12 protein-coding genes and 2 tRNA genes are annotated in these 16,193 nt (G+C 55.1%); 2 read left to right on the plus strand and 12 right to left on the minus strand.

Features of this window, described 5'->3' with window-relative positions; all coding sequences use genetic code 11:
- Positions 1 to 6: 6 nt before the first annotated feature.
- Positions 7 to 1,173: a DUF2264 domain-containing protein gene (locus HRQ63_RS20545; RefSeq protein WP_172247049.1), complete on the minus strand. Its 1,167-nt coding sequence runs from the start codon at positions 1,171 to 1,173 to the stop codon at positions 7 to 9.
- The gene (locus tag HRQ63_RS20550) at positions 1,167 to 2,333 is read right to left on the minus strand and encodes a glycoside hydrolase family 88 protein (RefSeq protein ID WP_172247050.1); all 1,167 of its coding nucleotides are present in this window, start codon (positions 2,331 to 2,333) and stop codon (positions 1,167 to 1,169) included. Before HRQ63_RS20550 ends, HRQ63_RS20545 begins: the two co-directional genes overlap by 7 nt.
- A gap of 132 nt (positions 2,334 to 2,465) precedes the next feature.
- Here HRQ63_RS20550 and HRQ63_RS20555 point away from each other — a divergent pair, with 132 nt between their 5' ends.
- Positions 2,466 to 3,251, plus strand: coding sequence for a helix-turn-helix domain-containing protein (locus tag HRQ63_RS20555; protein ID WP_172247051.1), 786 nt, complete (start codon positions 2,466 to 2,468; stop codon positions 3,249 to 3,251).
- 106 nt (positions 3,252 to 3,357) lie between these two features.
- A complete protein-coding gene (locus HRQ63_RS20560) occupies positions 3,358 to 4,539 on the plus strand; it encodes a serine hydrolase domain-containing protein (protein WP_229714079.1) in 1,182 nt (393 codons plus the stop codon).
- A 98-nt stretch (positions 4,540 to 4,637) separates the two neighbouring features.
- Here the strand turns inward: HRQ63_RS20560 and HRQ63_RS20565 are convergent, their stop codons facing one another.
- The 10 genes from HRQ63_RS20565 to HRQ63_RS20610 form a co-directional block, all read right to left on the minus strand.
- Entirely contained in the window at positions 4,638 to 5,939 is a 1,302-nt protein-coding gene (locus HRQ63_RS20565) for a sensor domain-containing diguanylate cyclase (protein ID WP_172247052.1), read from the minus strand.
- Entirely contained in the window at positions 5,940 to 6,209 is a 270-nt protein-coding gene (locus tag HRQ63_RS20570; RefSeq protein WP_172247053.1) for a hypothetical protein, read from the minus strand.
- A gap of 189 nt (positions 6,210 to 6,398) precedes the next feature.
- A tRNA-Ile gene (locus HRQ63_RS20575) sits at positions 6,399 to 6,472 on the minus strand.
- 47 nt (positions 6,473 to 6,519) lie between these two features.
- Positions 6,520 to 6,593 (minus strand) — tRNA-Met (locus HRQ63_RS20580).
- A 64-nt stretch (positions 6,594 to 6,657) separates the two neighbouring features.
- Complete coding sequence (locus tag HRQ63_RS20585) at positions 6,658 to 8,217, minus strand: ABC transporter substrate-binding protein (protein ID WP_172247054.1); 1,560 nt, start codon at positions 8,215 to 8,217, stop codon at positions 6,658 to 6,660.
- A 203-nt stretch (positions 8,218 to 8,420) separates the two neighbouring features.
- Complete coding sequence (gene pyrE, locus HRQ63_RS20590) at positions 8,421 to 9,062, minus strand: orotate phosphoribosyltransferase (protein WP_172247055.1); 642 nt, start codon at positions 9,060 to 9,062, stop codon at positions 8,421 to 8,423.
- A 30-nt stretch (positions 9,063 to 9,092) separates the two neighbouring features.
- Positions 9,093 to 9,839 carry an orotidine-5'-phosphate decarboxylase gene (pyrF, locus tag HRQ63_RS20595; RefSeq protein WP_280529324.1) on the minus strand — a complete coding sequence of 249 codons (747 nt, stop codon included), beginning with the start codon at positions 9,837 to 9,839 and terminating at the stop codon, positions 9,093 to 9,095.
- Positions 9,840 to 9,974: 135 nt separating this feature from the next.
- Entirely contained in the window at positions 9,975 to 13,199 is a 3,225-nt protein-coding gene (gene carB, locus HRQ63_RS20600) for a carbamoyl-phosphate synthase large subunit (protein WP_172247056.1), read from the minus strand.
- A 1-nt stretch (position 13,200) separates the two neighbouring features.
- Positions 13,201 to 14,331, minus strand: a complete 1,131-nt coding sequence (carA, locus tag HRQ63_RS20605) for a glutamine-hydrolyzing carbamoyl-phosphate synthase small subunit (RefSeq protein WP_172247057.1) — start codon at positions 14,329 to 14,331, stop codon at positions 13,201 to 13,203.
- 450 nt (positions 14,332 to 14,781) lie between these two features.
- Complete coding sequence (locus HRQ63_RS20610) at positions 14,782 to 16,131, minus strand: dihydroorotase (RefSeq protein WP_172247058.1); 1,350 nt, start codon at positions 16,129 to 16,131, stop codon at positions 14,782 to 14,784.
- Positions 16,132 to 16,193 lie beyond the last annotated feature (62 nt).

Consider the following 16,193-nt stretch of genomic DNA (forward strand, 5'->3'; position numbering starts at 1 on the left):
AGCCGATCAAAGATACAAAGCCCCATCCGCCACCATACGTTCTCCTGCGGCAATCTTCACCGACGTCCATTTCGCATCTTCCCCGGCCCAAAAGCGATCATCCGGCGACAATCCCAGCGGCAGGAACACGGTCGAGCATAAGTACAAACTCCCTACGCTGATGTACCCCTCCGCAAGCTCCGGCTGATGCCCGTACAAGCCCGGAGTCAACCATCCCTGCCCGTCCAGCGTACCGGGAGCCTGCATGATGCGCCGAATCACGGCGGTCAATGCACCGCGTACCTGCGCCGGCACGATCTTTTCCTCCAAAAAATGTTGAAGAGACGCCTGCGCCAGATGCTGGAACGCCCCGAAGCGGTAGACGATCGAACGACCGATCGGCGGGTACGTGCCGTCGGGCGCGATCATATGCTCCAACACCGACGCGTAACGCGCGGCTCTCGCCAGCACGGTATCCGCAATCTCGGCGTAACCGGGCGACGTATCGCGAAGCAGTCCTACCAGATCCACAAGCATCGGCTGGATCACGAAGCTGTTGTAGTAGTCCCAATGAAAGTCTTTGCCATCCCCGTACATGCCGTCGCCTTTGTACCAGTCCAGATGCAGATGCAGCGCCAGATCGATCCGCATCCGGTCATGCTCTTCGTCGCCCAGCAGATACAGCGCCGCTTCGACCATGGCGCTGAACAGCAGCCAATTGGTCTTCGGCGGAACGGTTCGGCGCGTGCGGCGCAGTTCCGTCATCAGACGCTGCTTGACCGGCTCGGACAGTTGACCGGCGATCATCTTCGGAGCACGCACCAGCGCATGGGCCAGAAAAGCGGCATCGACCAGCGGCTGACCGATATCGGAAAAGTTCATGTAATCGGGCGAAGCCGGATCGGTCGCGGCGTCGATGCCATTGCGTACCTTTTCCGCATAAGCCGCACGGAGCGCCTCCTCCTCGCCTTCAAGCCCCTCCGACTCCAACCAGGGTGCCATGCCGCAGATCAGACGTCCGAACGCCTCCAGACACGCATAGGGAGCACGATCCGGATGAAAATCAATCGGCAGGCATTCCTTTAACTTACGTTCGCCGAGCGCGTTCAATACAGGGTCCGCAATCGTCAGCATCGTATCCAGCCAATACTGCCGTGCTTCTTTTCCGCTTGCGATCTCTTGTTGATCTACCATAAGTGCTTATCCTGATTCAAGAAACGAAGCACGGCTTCAATAAAGAAGTAATCTCCGTAGATGATCGGAATTTCGTGTTCGCCGCCGTGGTAAGCAACGCTTCCCCCGCCGACGATTCCGTCCTCCTGAGGATTCCAGTTCACGAATTTCGCCTCGGTCGCTCGAAGCATGCGCAGTGCAGCTTTGATATACATATTCCGCTCATGGTCGGGCACGGCTTCGGCAATCTCCAACAACCCGCATGCCGCGCACATCGCTGCCGTCGTATCGTACACGACCGGTTCGGCAGGCGCGCGGAAGTCTGCCAGCGGCAAGTCTCCTGTCGAAGCGACATTGGCGATAAAATAATGCGCGATACGCTTGGCGGCATCCAAATAATCCTGATTTCCCGTATGACGGTGGCTCAAAGCCATGCCGTAGAGCGCCCAGGCCTGTCCTCTGCTCCATGAAGAACCGCTTTCGAATCCTTGTCCGCCCGGATTTTCCAACACCGAACCGTCAGCCGGGTCAAAGATCATGATATGGTTCGACGAACCGTCTCCCCGCAGCGTGGTACGCAATACCGTATCCGTATGCAAAATGGCGATATCCCGGTATCTCGGGTCCTGCGTTTCGTCGCTTGCCCAGTACAATAACGGAATGTTCATCAGGCAATCGATAATCATCCAACCCGATCGATTATGGCCTGGATCATCGTTCCATGCGCGCAGGAATTGCCCCGCCGGATTGTAGCGTCCTGCCAAAATATTCGCTGCGTGCAGTCCCCGTGTCCGCGAGCGCGGATTGCCGGTCAGCCGATAATCGGCAACCGCCGAATGCAGCCACATGAATCCGACGTCGTGATGCAGACCGTCGAAGCCGTGAAGCGCGGTATCCAACCGTTCCTCGACCTGCTCCGCCGCCGTCCGGTAAGCACCGTCTCCGGTTGCCTGATACATCTGCCACAGCATCCCCGGCCAAAAACCGTTCGTCCACCAGTAAATATCTTTTTCGCCCAAATCCTCGTAACGTCCGTTCACCGGGATATAAGGAATATTCGCGCCGATTCGAGCACATTCTGCCGACATTTTGGTTTGAAGTTTATCCCAAGTACTCTCCAGCCACATCCGATCTTCGCTGTTGATGGGCTTGCCCGCCTGCTTTTCTACATTCGTATTCATGCCGATCTTCACTCCCTCGTCAAAGTGATCATCCTTGTACCTTCCTCTTTACTATAAAATCTTGCAGGGACATAAAGCGATAATCTATAATGAGCGAAAACTGACACATTGTGCGAATGAGAGGAGACTCCTATGCTCAAGCTGGTAAAGTGCGGCTTCAATTCGACCCATCCTGAAGGGATTTTGATCGATCGTCCGCAGGGTTCGGGCTACTATGTTTTCGTCTTGTTCAAAAGCCGGACGCAAATCGAACTTACGGGTCGAAGCCTGATCGCGAACCCGGATACGTGGATGATCTTCCGGCCGGATACTCCTTATCGTTACCGCAATCTGGACCGCACCTTCGTTAACGATTGGCTGCATTTCGGCGGAGAAGAAGCGGAAGCGCTGCTCAGCGACTTGAAATTGCCGCTGGACGAACCCGTTCCTGCCGTCTATTCGGCTTCCCTGTCGCGCCTGGTGATGGAGCTTCAACGCAGCGTCTGGCTCGGCGGCCCGCTGCAAGAACGAATTATCGCGTCCGACTTGACCGGCTTTCTGATGAAGCTGGGCAATTTGCGCAGCCTGCGCCCAAGGCCCGAACGGACGGATCGTTATTTCCCGCAGCTGTCCGAAATCCGAAGCCGACTCTACAGCACGCCGCAGCAGCGATACACGATCGACGAACTGGCAGCGGAAGTCGGCTTGAGTCGCTCCCATTTTCAACATGTCTACAAGGAACTGTTCGGCTGTCCCGTGTCGCTCGATATGATCCATAGCCGCTTGGAATTCGCGAAGTATCTGCTGGAAAACGGTGCTCAACCTGTTGGCGTGATCTCGAATCTATGCGGATACGACAACGAAACGCACTTTATGCGGCAGTTCAAAAAGTTCACCGGACGCACGCCGAGCGGATATCGGAAAAGTTTGCGGACATAAAACGTACATTGCCCGGGAAATAAGAAAGAAAAGCCCAATTATCTTCTGTACAAACTTTCAAAATCGGCTTACGATTTATCGGAAGAGGATCGAAGAAAGGACGTTAATGAATATGTTGAAAGCACGTACAGTCAATCAATTGCATCAAATACTGAGAAAAAGCATCGAAAACCACGAAATTGCGGGCGCTAATCTGATGGTTATTCAAGATGGCGAGGAAGTGTTTTACCATCAAGACGGATTCGCTGATTTGGATCATCAAAGCCCAATGGCTCGCGATACGATCTTCCGCCTGTATTCGATGACCAAGCCGATTACCGCGACTGCGATTATGATGCTGCTGGAGCGCGGGGAAATCGATCTGTTTGATCCCGTAAGCCTTTACATCCCGAGCTTCCGTAATCCGATGGTGGAAAAAGACGGAGCGCTCGTACCTGCGATGCGTGAAATCAATATTCAGGATTTGCTGAATATGACCTCGGGACTGGTATACGGCGGAGAAAACCGAGCCGGACGGCATACGGACGCTCTGTTCAAGGAACTGAATCAGCGTCTTCACGGCGGCACGCCGATGAGCACGTTGGAGTTTGCCAGCCGCTTAGGCGAAGGCCCTCTGGCTTTTGAGCCCGGCTCCGACTGGACGTACGGCGCTTCCGCGGATGTGCTGAGCGCCATTGTGGAGACGGTGAGCGGGAAGCGTTACGGCGAGTTTTTGCAACAGGAAATCTTTGAACCGCTGGACATGGTCGACACGGGATTTTGGTTATCCGAAACGCAACGCAGCCGACTGGCGAAAACGGTCCAAAACGACGGCGAAGGCAGATTGAAGCTGTATGCGGACAACCACTTGGGCGTGCTGCACCAACTGGATCGCGAGCCTGCATTCGAATCGGGCGGCGCCGGCCTGGCTTCCACAATCGTCGATGCGGCGAAGTTTACGACAATGCTGATGAACGAAGGACGACTGAACGGCGTACGGCTGCTCAATCCGAAAACGGTTCAAAAAATGACGACGCCGAGCCTGACTTCCCGACAGCAGAAAAGGTTCGAAGGCTGGCATTCCCTCGTCGGCCATAGCTACGGCAATCAGATGCGCATCATGACTCACCCGGGACAAGCCGGTTTAACGGGCAGCGCAGGCGAATACGGATGGGACGGTTGGCTGGGTGCTTACTTCGCCAACAGTCCGCAAGATAAGCTGACCTTCCTGTTCATGGTACAAAAAAGAGACGCGGGTACGCTGCCCATCACGCGCAAGTTGAGAAATATCGTATTTTCCGCAATCTGAAGGCAAAGATCGGCGCCCCGGCGCCCGAAAAGCCCGCTTCGGGAGGATATTCCTTTTCCTCCTGCAGCAGGCTTTTTTTCGTTTTCGCGCAGATGCTTTCAGTCGAACAATACGCTTCGGTTTCGACCCGATTCCTTTGCCCGGTAAAGAGCAAGGTCCGCTTTTCGAAACAAAACTTCCGGAGCCGATTCGATGCTGCGGACAGCGATGCCGAGAGAGATCGTGATTGTCCGCGGAACAGGCATCAGGCTGCGCTCGACGGTGCTTCGGATTCGCTCCGCCGCCATGAGAGCTTCTTTTTCGCCGGTCTCATGCAACAGCAGCACGAACTCCTCCCCCCCGTAACGGAAGCAGCGGTTGTCGATTCCCGTCTGAGCGGACAAAACAGCTCCGAATTCTTTCAATACTTCATCGCCTTTTTGATGTCCGTAGGTATCGTTGACGGACTTGAAATGATCGATATCGAGAAACACGACGGCAAACTTTTTGTTTTGCTCCATCCACTCTTCCGTCACGCGTTCCAGCATGCGGCGATTCAAAAGATTCGTCAGCGGATCGTGGTTCGCTTCGCGAAGCAAATAAGCTTCCGCCTCGCGGCTTTTTCTATCGGCCAGCAAAATTGCTTCTTTCAGCATCTTCGTCTCGTAATTCCACGCATCGACGTCGGGAATTTCCTTCGGCGATCTGCGGTTAGCCATGTTTTCGGTGTACCGCGCCAGAATATTCAAAGGCAAGGACAATTTATGGGAAACATACAAAGTGATCAGGATGACGATAACCACCGCCGGAAGCATATACATATTGGTTTCGAGCGTGGATGCTTCGGCGAACCCCAGCACGTTTTCGTAAGGAGTCTGAAATACGACGCGCCAGCCGGTTTGCGGAATCGTCGCATAACCCGCCAGGTATCGATCGCCGTCCTGCTGATCGATCGCTGCCAATCCGATTTCTCTCGCCGAAAAGGCCTGCTGCTCCAGCGAATCGCTCGCCGTTTCGCCGATCAGTCTTTCGTTGGGGTAATACACGTATTTACTCGATTCGTCGATCACGTAAAAATAAGAGCCGTCGTCTTTTCGGTTTTGGGTACCGAGAATTTCGCCGAGCCGATTTTCTTCTTTGAGATAAATGGATCCTGCGATTATTCCGTAATACGTGCCGTCTTGAGCAAACAAAGGTTGGCTGACCGTCACCAAATATCGTCCGGTCGGTCCTACGTAAGGAGAAGAAATGGAAGGGATTTTAGCGGAGAGCGCTTGAACGATTTGCGGAGTCGCAATCTTTTTCCCCGTCAAACCGAGATTGGGAGCACTGTAGCTCAGAACCGCTTTTTCGTTAATGATGACGACCGAGTTGAAAAAGCCGTTCGACTTTTTGAAATATTCCAAATCACGCTGCGCCATCTACGGCGTATAATCCGCGGTCGCGGCAAAAGCGGCCGCTTCCTGCAAAGACTTCTGCATCGTTTCGATCGCGGTACTTCCGATCCTTGCCAGTTCTTCGGCATGATATTCGTTCAACCTCAGCGTTTGGGCAGCCAGCGCGTCGCGTCCGTTCGTATAACTGGCCAGCGATCCGATTCCCGCGGACGAAAGAAGAATAAACACCGATAGCAAACCGATAACGGTGGATAATTTTATCCCTTTGGCAAACCTTCCCGAATTCCTTTTCATGGTTTTCTTCTCCTCGACAGCAAAATGGCCGCCGGAACCGGCGTCTTCTTATCTTTTATATCGGAAATATAATACGATTTTTTTCGACAATAAACGAATTCTTTTTACAACATAAGGGACTAAAGTCGTATAAGCAAAAGAAACGCAAAAATCCCCTTACTCCGCAAGGAGTAAGGGGATTCGCCATAATGGACCCTACAGGACTCGAACCTGTGACCAACCGGTTATGAGCCGGTAGCTCTAACCAACTGAGCTAAGGGTCCTGGTTCCAAAGCAGCCGTAAGGCTGGTTCGGGACAGCCAAACTGTAATTGCGGGGGCAGGATTTGAACCTGCGACCTTCGGGTTATGAGCCCGACGAGCTACCGAGCTGCTCCACCCCGCGACATTGTGCAAGCTGTTATTTCGAACAGCGACAATGAATAGTATAGCTTTTTTGACCAAGTAAGTCAAGAGATTTTCGAGTTCAACGCTGCAAGCAGGGTTTGCCACTGCGAAGGCCAAGGGCCGAATGCCAGCGTTCCCTCCTCCGTAAACGGGCCTTTTAACCAGCGACGCCCTTCATTCTCCCATTGTTCCAAGGCTTGTCGTGCAGGGATTTCCCCTTCCAGCACCCGCTGGAACAATCGTCTTCCGGTATCGCCGATCTGCCACAATTGCGGATTGTTCTGAATAGCGCGATCTTCCCGCTCCGCAATCGGTTCGGCAGGCCGGAGCTTCGTGAAAGCTTCGCTTCTATAGCCATTCTTTTCCGCGTCCAACGCGATCGCATCCAAACGACTCGGCATCCGGTACGGATCATGCAGTTCCATCTCCTGCACGCGTTCTCCCGTGATGAAGCGAATAAATTCCCAAGCCTCGTCTTTGTGCGTGCTTGACGAGACAATCGAGAAGGTATCTCCAAGCCGCACACCCGAACCGATGTCTTCTTTTCCGGGATGCACGGGAACCGTCACGGTTTTCCATTCAAACGGATCAAAGCCGTTGATGCGTTCCGCATTCCGCGCTGCCGTTTGCAGATCGGAGGCGTAACGGCTATCCGCAAGCGTCATGGCTACCTTTTCGCCAAGGAACAGGTCTCCCCCAAACGGATCATACTGTTCGGGATCCGTCTCCGAACGAAGCGCTAACGGAATCGCGCCTTGTTTGGTCATATCCGCTAACGTTGTCCAGAGTTCCAGCCACTGCGGCGTGTTTACCGTCATCTCCTCAGACTCCAAATCGAACGTAGAGAGGCCCAGCGGCTCTGTATAAGCACGTATCGCCCATAAAGGATCTTCTGCCAATGTCGGGGTAAAAGATAAACCGTAAGCCGCCTTCCCTTCTTCGTCCTCGCCGCCGGCTGCACGCGCCAATGCGAATACCTCGTCCCAAGTCATGCCGTCTTCAGGCGGTTTCACGTTATTTCGTTCAAACCAATCGACGTTATAATACAAGGCGGACGAAGCATAATCGGGCGCGAGCGCGTAAAGTTCTCCTCCGCCCAGATCCTTCAGTCCGTTGATTACGGCAGGAGCAAACGCTTCTTCCGATTCGCCTGTTTTTTCCATATATGTAGCAAGCGGCTCCGTCCAGTCCTTTTCAACCGCCGAACGCAGCATCTCCGAGTCGAGAATCAATACGTCGACCGACTCGCTTCCTTCCGTTAACTTTTGCAATTCTTCAAGAGGAACCCGGGTTCGAACCTGCTCCGAATCCGGATCCATATAGCGATAACGCGTCGTATCAATCGCGGGTACAATCTCGATCTCCAGCTCCGGATGCATATATTCATAAATATCGGTATAGGTTTCCCGATAATAACGATCATTGGCTTCTCCGGTGACGATTCCGATTCGCAGCGTGTTCGCGTTCTCTGCTTCTCCGCTTTTCAAGCCGCTGGATACGCCTTCTTCCGGCTCTTCTGCAGACGGTTCCCCGCTGCCGTCCGAAAAGCACCCAGGCAGTAAAAACAACGCTGTCAGGGCAGCGGCAATGCCTTTCCAGGAAAGGCCTTTCTTCTTCTGCATGACCTTCTGCCCCTTTCAATGATTAACATCTCTTTATATTGGACGCTGCATTGGACATATTGGTTGCGCATCGAATGATTGTTTAAAATCAGCTTACTTCATTGCGCGCATGCCGTCCAGAGACGAAGCCGGTCGGAAAGCAAAAAGCCGGAATTCCGCTCTGGAATTCCGGCTTACTCTGTACCGTTATCTATGATACGCGTTTATTTGCCGAAAGCCGACGGATCTTCGCGCCATGATTTCAACAATTCGACCTGGCTTTCCTGAATCGTTCCCAGTTCCAACGCCGTCTGCATAAGCGCTGTGTAGTTGGACAATGTGGCAAGCGGAACATCGGCCTCGGCAAAGACTTGAATCGCGCGATCCAACTGGTAGCTGAAGATCGCAAGCACGGCCAGAGGCTCCGCTCCCGCTTCGCGCACGGCCAGAGCTGCTTTAAGCGAACTGCCGCCTGTAGAGATCAGGTCTTCGATCACGACGACCTTTTGCCCTTCTTTGATCAGACCTTCGATTTGATTCTGTTTGCCGTGCCCTTTGGCTTTGTCGCGAATATAAGCCATAGGCAGATTGAGTTTCTGAGCGACCCAAGCCGCATGCGGAATACCTGCTGTCGCGGTTCCCGCAATCACTTCCGCATCCGGGTACCGGGTACGGATCAACTCCGCAAAACCTTCGGCAATCCGATCGCGCACTTCCGGGTAAGCCATCGTCAGGCGATTATCGCAGTAAATGGGAGATTTAATGCCCGATGTCCAGGTAAAAGGCTCGTCCGGCCGCAAAGCTACCGCACCGATATTCAGCAGGTCTGCTGCAATTTTAGCTTCGATCGTAGTTTGTGTCGTCATATTGATGTTCCTCCAGAATTTCGAATTGGTTTACGCTTGTCCGTTGCCCATCTCCGCCAAGATCTGAAGCGCCGCCGCTCTCGGGTCTGCCGCTGCCGTGATCGGCCGTCCGACTACGATATAATCGCATCCCCCGTTGATCGCTTGGCCCGGCGTTTTGGTGCGCGATTGGTCGTCGGCCGCGCTGCCCGCAGGCCGAATACCCGGCGTTACGGTCAGGAAATCCGCTCCGCAAGCGGCTTTGATCCCTTCCGCTTCGAGCGGGCTGGCTACAACGCCGTCCAATCCTGCTGCAGCAGTCAGTTTCGCATAACGAATCACGGCATCTTCCACGCTTCCCGGAATACCGATTTCTTCGTTCATGGTCAATTGGTTCGTACTGGTCAGCTGCGTTACCGCGATCACCCATGGACGATTCAGCGAAGGATCTGCGGCAAGCGCCTCTTCCACGCCTCGCATAGCTGCCGACATCATCGCCGATCCGCCTGCGGCATGGACGTTGAACATATCGACGCCCAACTTCGTAATGCTGTTCGCGCCGCTTTTTACCGTATTGGGAATATCGTGCATTTTCAGATCGAGAAAGACCGAGTAGCCGAGCGACTTCAGTTCCTCCACGAATTTAGGTCCTGCCTGATAAAAAAGCTGCATGCCGACCTTCATATAACAAGGAATGCCTTCCAGCTTGCGAATCATTTCCCGCGCCGAAACATCATCCGGGTAATCGAGCGCGACCATCAGCCGCCGTGCCAGTTGTTCATTAATGATCGAAGTCATACATTTCCTCCGTATGTGAATTTGAAAATCCCGCCGACCGGGCGCACAGGAGAGGCGCCCGCAGAATTCTGCACGGCGCCTTCCGTTCGATCGCGCCCGCCCGCTGCTGCCGGGAAAGCCGTTCGAATATGTGATTTATTGAGGCTGCGCGCTCACCGGCATGGCACGGGAAGTGAAGCTCACCGTTTCCAGCATGTCGAGCAGCGCGGCTACCGTATCCAGCGAGGTCATGCAGACAACCCCGTTTTCGACCGCTTCGCGGCGGATTCGGAATCCGTCGCGTACCGGCGTTTTGCCCTTAGTCAAGGTGCTGAATACGAAGTTCGCTTCGCCGTTACGGATCTTGTCCAGAATATTCGGTTCGCCTTCGCTCAGCTTGTTGACGCGAGTGACCGGAATGCCCGCTTCTTCAAGCGCTTTGGCCGTTCCGCCTGTTGCCATGAGCGAGTAGCCGAGGGTATAGAACCCCTGCATCAGCTTCACCGCTTCTTCTTTGTCCTTGTCGGCCACGGTTACGATGATCGAACCCGTGGAAGGAATCTTCATGCCCGCGCCGACGAGACCTTTGTACAGGGCTTTGGCGTAATGCTTGTCGCGGCCCATGACCTCGCCTGTCGATTTCATTTCCGGACCGAGCGTAGGCTCGACGCGGCGCAGCTTCGCGAACGAGAACACCGGAACTTTGACCGCGACCTGCTTGCTTTCCGGCCATAGTCCTTCTGTATAGTTCAGATCCGCCAGCTTCACGCCGAGAATCGCTTGAGTGGCCAGATTCGCCATCGGGATGTCCGTTACCTTGCTCAGGAACGGAACCGTACGCGACGAGCGCGGATTGACTTCGATCACGTAGACCTCGTCTTGGAAGATGACGAACTGGATGTTGACCAAGCCGATCGTTTTCAGTTCTTTGGCGATGCGGATCGTAATGTCCACGACTTTATCCTTCAGATCCTGCGACAGATGCTGCGGCGGGTAGACCGCGATCGAGTCGCCGGAGTGAACGCCTGCGCGTTCGATATGCTCCATGATGCCCGGTACAAGAACCGTATCGCCGTCGCAAATCGCGTCGACTTCGACTTCCTTACCCAGCATGTAACGGTCGATCAGAACCGGATGCTCCGGATTGATGTCTACCGCTTCCTGCATGTAGCTCAGCAGATCTTCGTCGGAGTAGACGATCTCCATTGCCCGGCCGCCCAGTACGTACGACGGACGCACCAGCACGGGATAACCCAGTCCTTGCGCCGTCTCCACGGCCTGATCGACCGAAGTCACCGTTTTGCCTTTTGGCTGCGCAATGTTCAGACGCGACAGCAGCGCTTCGAAACGCTTCCGGTCTTCGGCTTCGTCGATGCTGTCGAGCGGCGTTCCGAGGATCGTCACGCCGGCGTCTTGCAGCGGCTTCGCCAGATTGATTGCCGTTTGGCCGCCGAACTGCACGATCACGCCGATCGGCTGCTCCTGCTCGATCACGTTCATCACGTCTTCGAAGAACAGCGGCTCAAAGTACAGGCGGTCGGAGGTATTGAAGTCGGTCGATACCGTCTCCGGGTTATTGTTGATGATGACCGCTTCGTAGCCCGCTTTGCGAATCGCCCATACGGCGTGCACCGTCGAGTAATCGAATTCGATGCCTTGACCGATACGGATCGGACCGGAGCCCAATACGATAATTTTCTTTTTGTCTGTTTGCGTCACTTCGTTTTCCTGCTCGTAAGTCGAGTAGTAGTACGGCGTTTCCGATTCGAATTCGGCCGCGCACGTATCGACCATTTTGTAGACCGGGACCAGACCGATTTCTTTGCGGTACGCGCGAATGTCGGCTTCCTTCGTCAGCTTGCCGCCTTCGCGTCCCGGAGCGCGCAGCTCGGCGATCGCGCGGTCGGTAAAGCCCATTCTTTTCGCTTCGTACAGCAGTTCGTCGTTCAGATCGTCCGTCTCGGCCAGCACCGTTTCGAACACGACGATGCGTTCGATCTTGTCGAGGAACCACCAGTCGATCTTGGTCAGGTCCTGAATGCTTTCCAGCGCGTAGCCGCGGCGGAACGCTTCGGCGACCAGGAACATGCGCTCGTCGTCCGGCTTCGCCAAGCGGTAATCCAGATCTTCCCGGGACAGTTCGTTCGCGCCTTTGAGCAGCAGTCGATGCGTGCCGATCTCCAGCGAACGAACCGCTTTGTGAATCGACTCTTCGAACGTGCGTCCGATCGCCATGACTTCGCCGGTCGCTTTCATCTGCGTGCCCAGCTTGCGGTTGGCGCGGGTGAACTTGTCGAACGGCCAGCGCGGGATTTTCGATACGATGTAGTCCAGCGTCGGCTCGAAGCAAGCATAAGTCTGCCCCGTAACCGGGTTGACGATCTCGTCCAGGGTGTAACCCATTGCGATCTTGGCTGCCATTTTCGCGATCGGGTATCCTGTCGCTTTGGAAGCCAGCGCCGACGAACGGCTGACGCGCGGGTTAACTTCGATGACGTAGTATTGGAAACTGTGCGGGTCGAGCGCGAACTGCACGTTGCAGCCGCCTTCGATGTTCAGCGCGCGGATGATTTTGAGCGACGCGGAGCGCAGCATTTGATATTCGCGGTCGGACAAAGTCTGGCTCGGCGCGACGACGATGCTGTCGCCGGTATGTACGCCGACCGGATCGAAGTTTTCCATGTTGCACACGACGATACAGTTATCGTTCGCGTCGCGCATCACTTCGTATTCGACTTCTTTCATGCCTGCGATGCTGCGTTCGACCAGACATTGTCCGATCGGGCTGTAGCGCAGGCCGGAAGCCACGATATCGCGCAGTTCCTCTTCGTTCGCGCAGATGCCGCCGCCTGTTCCCCCCAGCGTGTAAGCCGGGCGAACGATGATCGGATAGCCGATCTCGTTGGCGAAATCAAGCGATTCTTGAAGCGTTGTTACGATCACGCTATCCGGTACCGGTTGTTCAAGTTCACGCATCAGTTCGCGGAACAGGTCGCGGTCTTCGGCTTTTTCGATCGAGTGCAGCTGCGTACCGAGAAGCTTGACGTTCTCGCTTTCCAGCACGCCTGCACGTGCCAGTTCGACCGCCATGTTCAGACCGGTTTGTCCGCCGAGCGTCGGCAGCAGGCCGTCGGGACGTTCGTGACGAATGATCTGAGTCACGAACTCCAGTGTAATCGGTTCGATATAGACTTTGTCCGCCATGTTCGTATCGGTCATGATCGTCGCCGGGTTGCTGTTGATCAAAATAACCTCGATGCCTTCTTCTTTCAGAGCTTGGCACGCTTGCGTTCCGGCATAGTCGAATTCGGCAGCTTGACCGATAACGATCGGACCGGAACCGATCACCAGGATTTTTTTGAGTTTATCGTTTTTCGGCATATTAACGTGCTCCTCTCATGGCGGCCATCATTACGGCTTGGCGCGGCTGTTTCGGACTGCTTTTTTTGTGCTCGCGGATCATTTCGATGAAGCGGTCGAACAGGTAGCTGTTGTCGGAAGGCCCGGGCGCGGCTTCCGGATGATACTGCACGGAGAAGGCCGGGAATTTCGTATGGCGCACTCCCTCGATGGTCTTGTCGTTATTATTGATATGCGTCACTTCGAAGTCGGTACCCGCCAGCGAATCTTCTTTGACGGTGTAGCCGTGGTTTTGCGACGTGATGTAGCAGCGGCCCGTCGCCAGTTCCTTGACCGGATGGTTGCCGCCGCGATGTCCGAATTTCAGCTTCTCGGTATCCGCTCCGCCGGCCAGTGCCAGCAGTTGGTGTCCGAGACAGATGCCGAAGATCGGGTATTCGCCCAGCAGTTCCTTGATCGTCTCCACCGCGTGCGGCACGTCTTTCGGATCCCCGGGGCCGTTGGATAATTGGATGCCGTCCGGGTTGAGGCGGCGGACCTGCTCGGCCGTGATATCCTGCGGAACGACCACGATGTCGCATCCGCGGGCGCTCAGTTCGCGGACGATGCCGCTTTTTGCGCCGTAATCGATCAGCACGATACGCTCGCCGTGCCCCGGACTGTTATATACGTTCGGCGTCGATGTTCGTTTGACTTGATCATTCACCAGTGCGGAAGCCTGCAGCATTTCCTTCAGCTCTTCGACCGAATGCTCTCCTGCAGTCAAAATGCCGCGCATCGTGCCGTGGTTGCGCAGAATGCGGGTCAGCATGCGGGTATCGATATCGCTGATGCCGACAATTCCGTGCTCCTTGAGCAGCTCATCCAGCGTATACTCGGCGCGCCAGTTGCTCGGCACCGGCTCGTAGCGCCGCACCACGAAGCCGTTCACGAACGGACGGACCGATTCGAAATCGTCGCGGGTGATGCCGTAGTTGCCGATCAGCGGGTAGGTCATCGTCACGATCTGGTTGCAGTACGACGGATCGGACAGCACTTCCTGGTAGCCTGTAATCCCTGTATTGAACACGACCTCGCCGGTCGTATTGCCTTGAGCGCCGAACGAGCGACCTGTGAAAAGGGTGCCGTCTTCGAGCAGAAGTTTTGCCTGCATGGATATGAGTCCTCCTTAAGTTTGGCGGGGATGGGAGACGGGACGCTGCGGGCTGAAGAGGGCTTTCGATCGCTGTTGAAATCCGTTTTTCTCTGATTGGAATAAGACATAACTGGTGGGAGAAAAACGGATTTCAAAGGCGAGCGCTACGCTTCTTCAGCTCCTCTTCAGCCCTCCGCTCCTGTTGGTGGGTGAAGCTACTTTCTTAAAAGCGGAAGAGCTTAAAGACTGGAAAGATTGATTTGGAAAGCGTCATTGAAGTTTGATGCTCAAACTTCTCGACGGTTCGGGTGAGCTTGCAGTTGCTTTTATATAGAAGAAGAATTTCTTCGGGTAGTCGTTGTAAGGTGATGATGCGAAAAAGGTTAGATGGTGAAGGCCTTTTCCGAGTTGCCGGACTTGCTTGCACGGTCAGGCTGTTAAGGCCTGACCGTGCGGTTTGCGTCCATGTTAAGCATTCACGTTTTGACCCAGCTCTGCTCCGTAGACGGGGCGGCCGGCCAAGAGCGTCATGACCGGCCAACCGAAGAGCGTACGGCCCGTGAACGGCGTGTTGCGCCCTTTGGTGGCAAAGGTTTCCGGATCGACCGTTTTTTCAAGCTCCAGGTCGATGATCGCGATATCGGCGACGGCACCGACTTCCAGTTTGCCGGATTCCAGACCGAACACCCGCGCAGGATCTTGCGTCATCCGGCGGACCAGGAAGTCGAGCGTCCAGCGTCCGGTTTTGACGAATTCGGTATACAGAAGCGGGAAGGCCGTTTCGAAACCGACGATCCCGAAAGGTGCGAGCTCCATGCCTTTTGCTTTTTCTTCCGCGCTGTGCGGCGCATGGTCGGTAACGATGATGTCGATCGTGCCGTCTTCCAGCGCTTCGATGCAAGCTGCAACGTCGCGCGGCGTGCGCAGCGGCGGATTCATTTTCCAGTTCGTGTCCATGCCCGGAATGTCTTCGTCCGACAGCACCAGGTGGTGCGGACAAATTTCTGCGGTTACCTTGACCCCAATCGACTTCGCCAGGCGGATCAATCGAATAGACTGCTCGGTGCTGACGTGGCAGACATGGTAGTGCGCGCCTGTCGCTTCGGCCAGCAGGACGTCGCGTCCGACATGAATCGCTTCGGACTCGTTCGGGATACCCTTGATGCCGTGTTTTTTCGAGAAGCTGCCTTCCGATACGTATAGCCCTTTGACCAACGAATCGTCTTCGCAGTGCGCGATGACCGGCATGCCGATCGCGGCGGCACGGGTCATGGCGTCCTTCATCATCTGCGCGTTCTGCACGCCTACGCCGTCGTCCGTGAAGCCGATCGCCCCTGCCGCTTTCAGCGCTTCGAAGTCGGTCAGTTCCTGACCCTGCTCGTTCTTGGTGATCGCCGCGTAAGGCAGCACGTTGACGAGGCTGGCTTCTTTGGCTTTGTCCAGTACCAGCTTGACCGTCTCCGGGTTGTCCGTGACCGGCTTCGTGTTCGGCATGCAGGCGATGGTCGTGAATCCGCCTTGCGCCGCCGAACGCGCGCCGCTCTCGATGGTTTCTTTATGTTCGAAGCCCGGTTCGCGCAAATGTACGTGCATGTCGATCAGACCCGGCGTTGCCAGCTTGCCTTGTGCGTCGTACACGATCATTCCTTCATTTACATTCTCGATCATCCGGTCATCCGCCGATTGATACCAGCCGGAAGACAGAATCGCCAGCACCTTGCCGTCCTGAATCAGAACGTCGCTCCGCTGCAGTTGTCCGTCTTCGCTTAGTACGCTTGCGTTTTGAATCCACACGTCCACGTTCGAGTAGTTCATCATAATCCAAATCCCTCCGGTTCCATTCTCGTTTCGCTTTCGCGCTTATTCAGGCTTCCCGCCAT

Source organism: Saccharibacillus endophyticus (genome assembly GCF_013185185.1).
In the GTDB taxonomy this organism is placed as follows: domain Bacteria; phylum Bacillota; class Bacilli; order Paenibacillales; family Paenibacillaceae; genus Saccharibacillus; species Saccharibacillus endophyticus.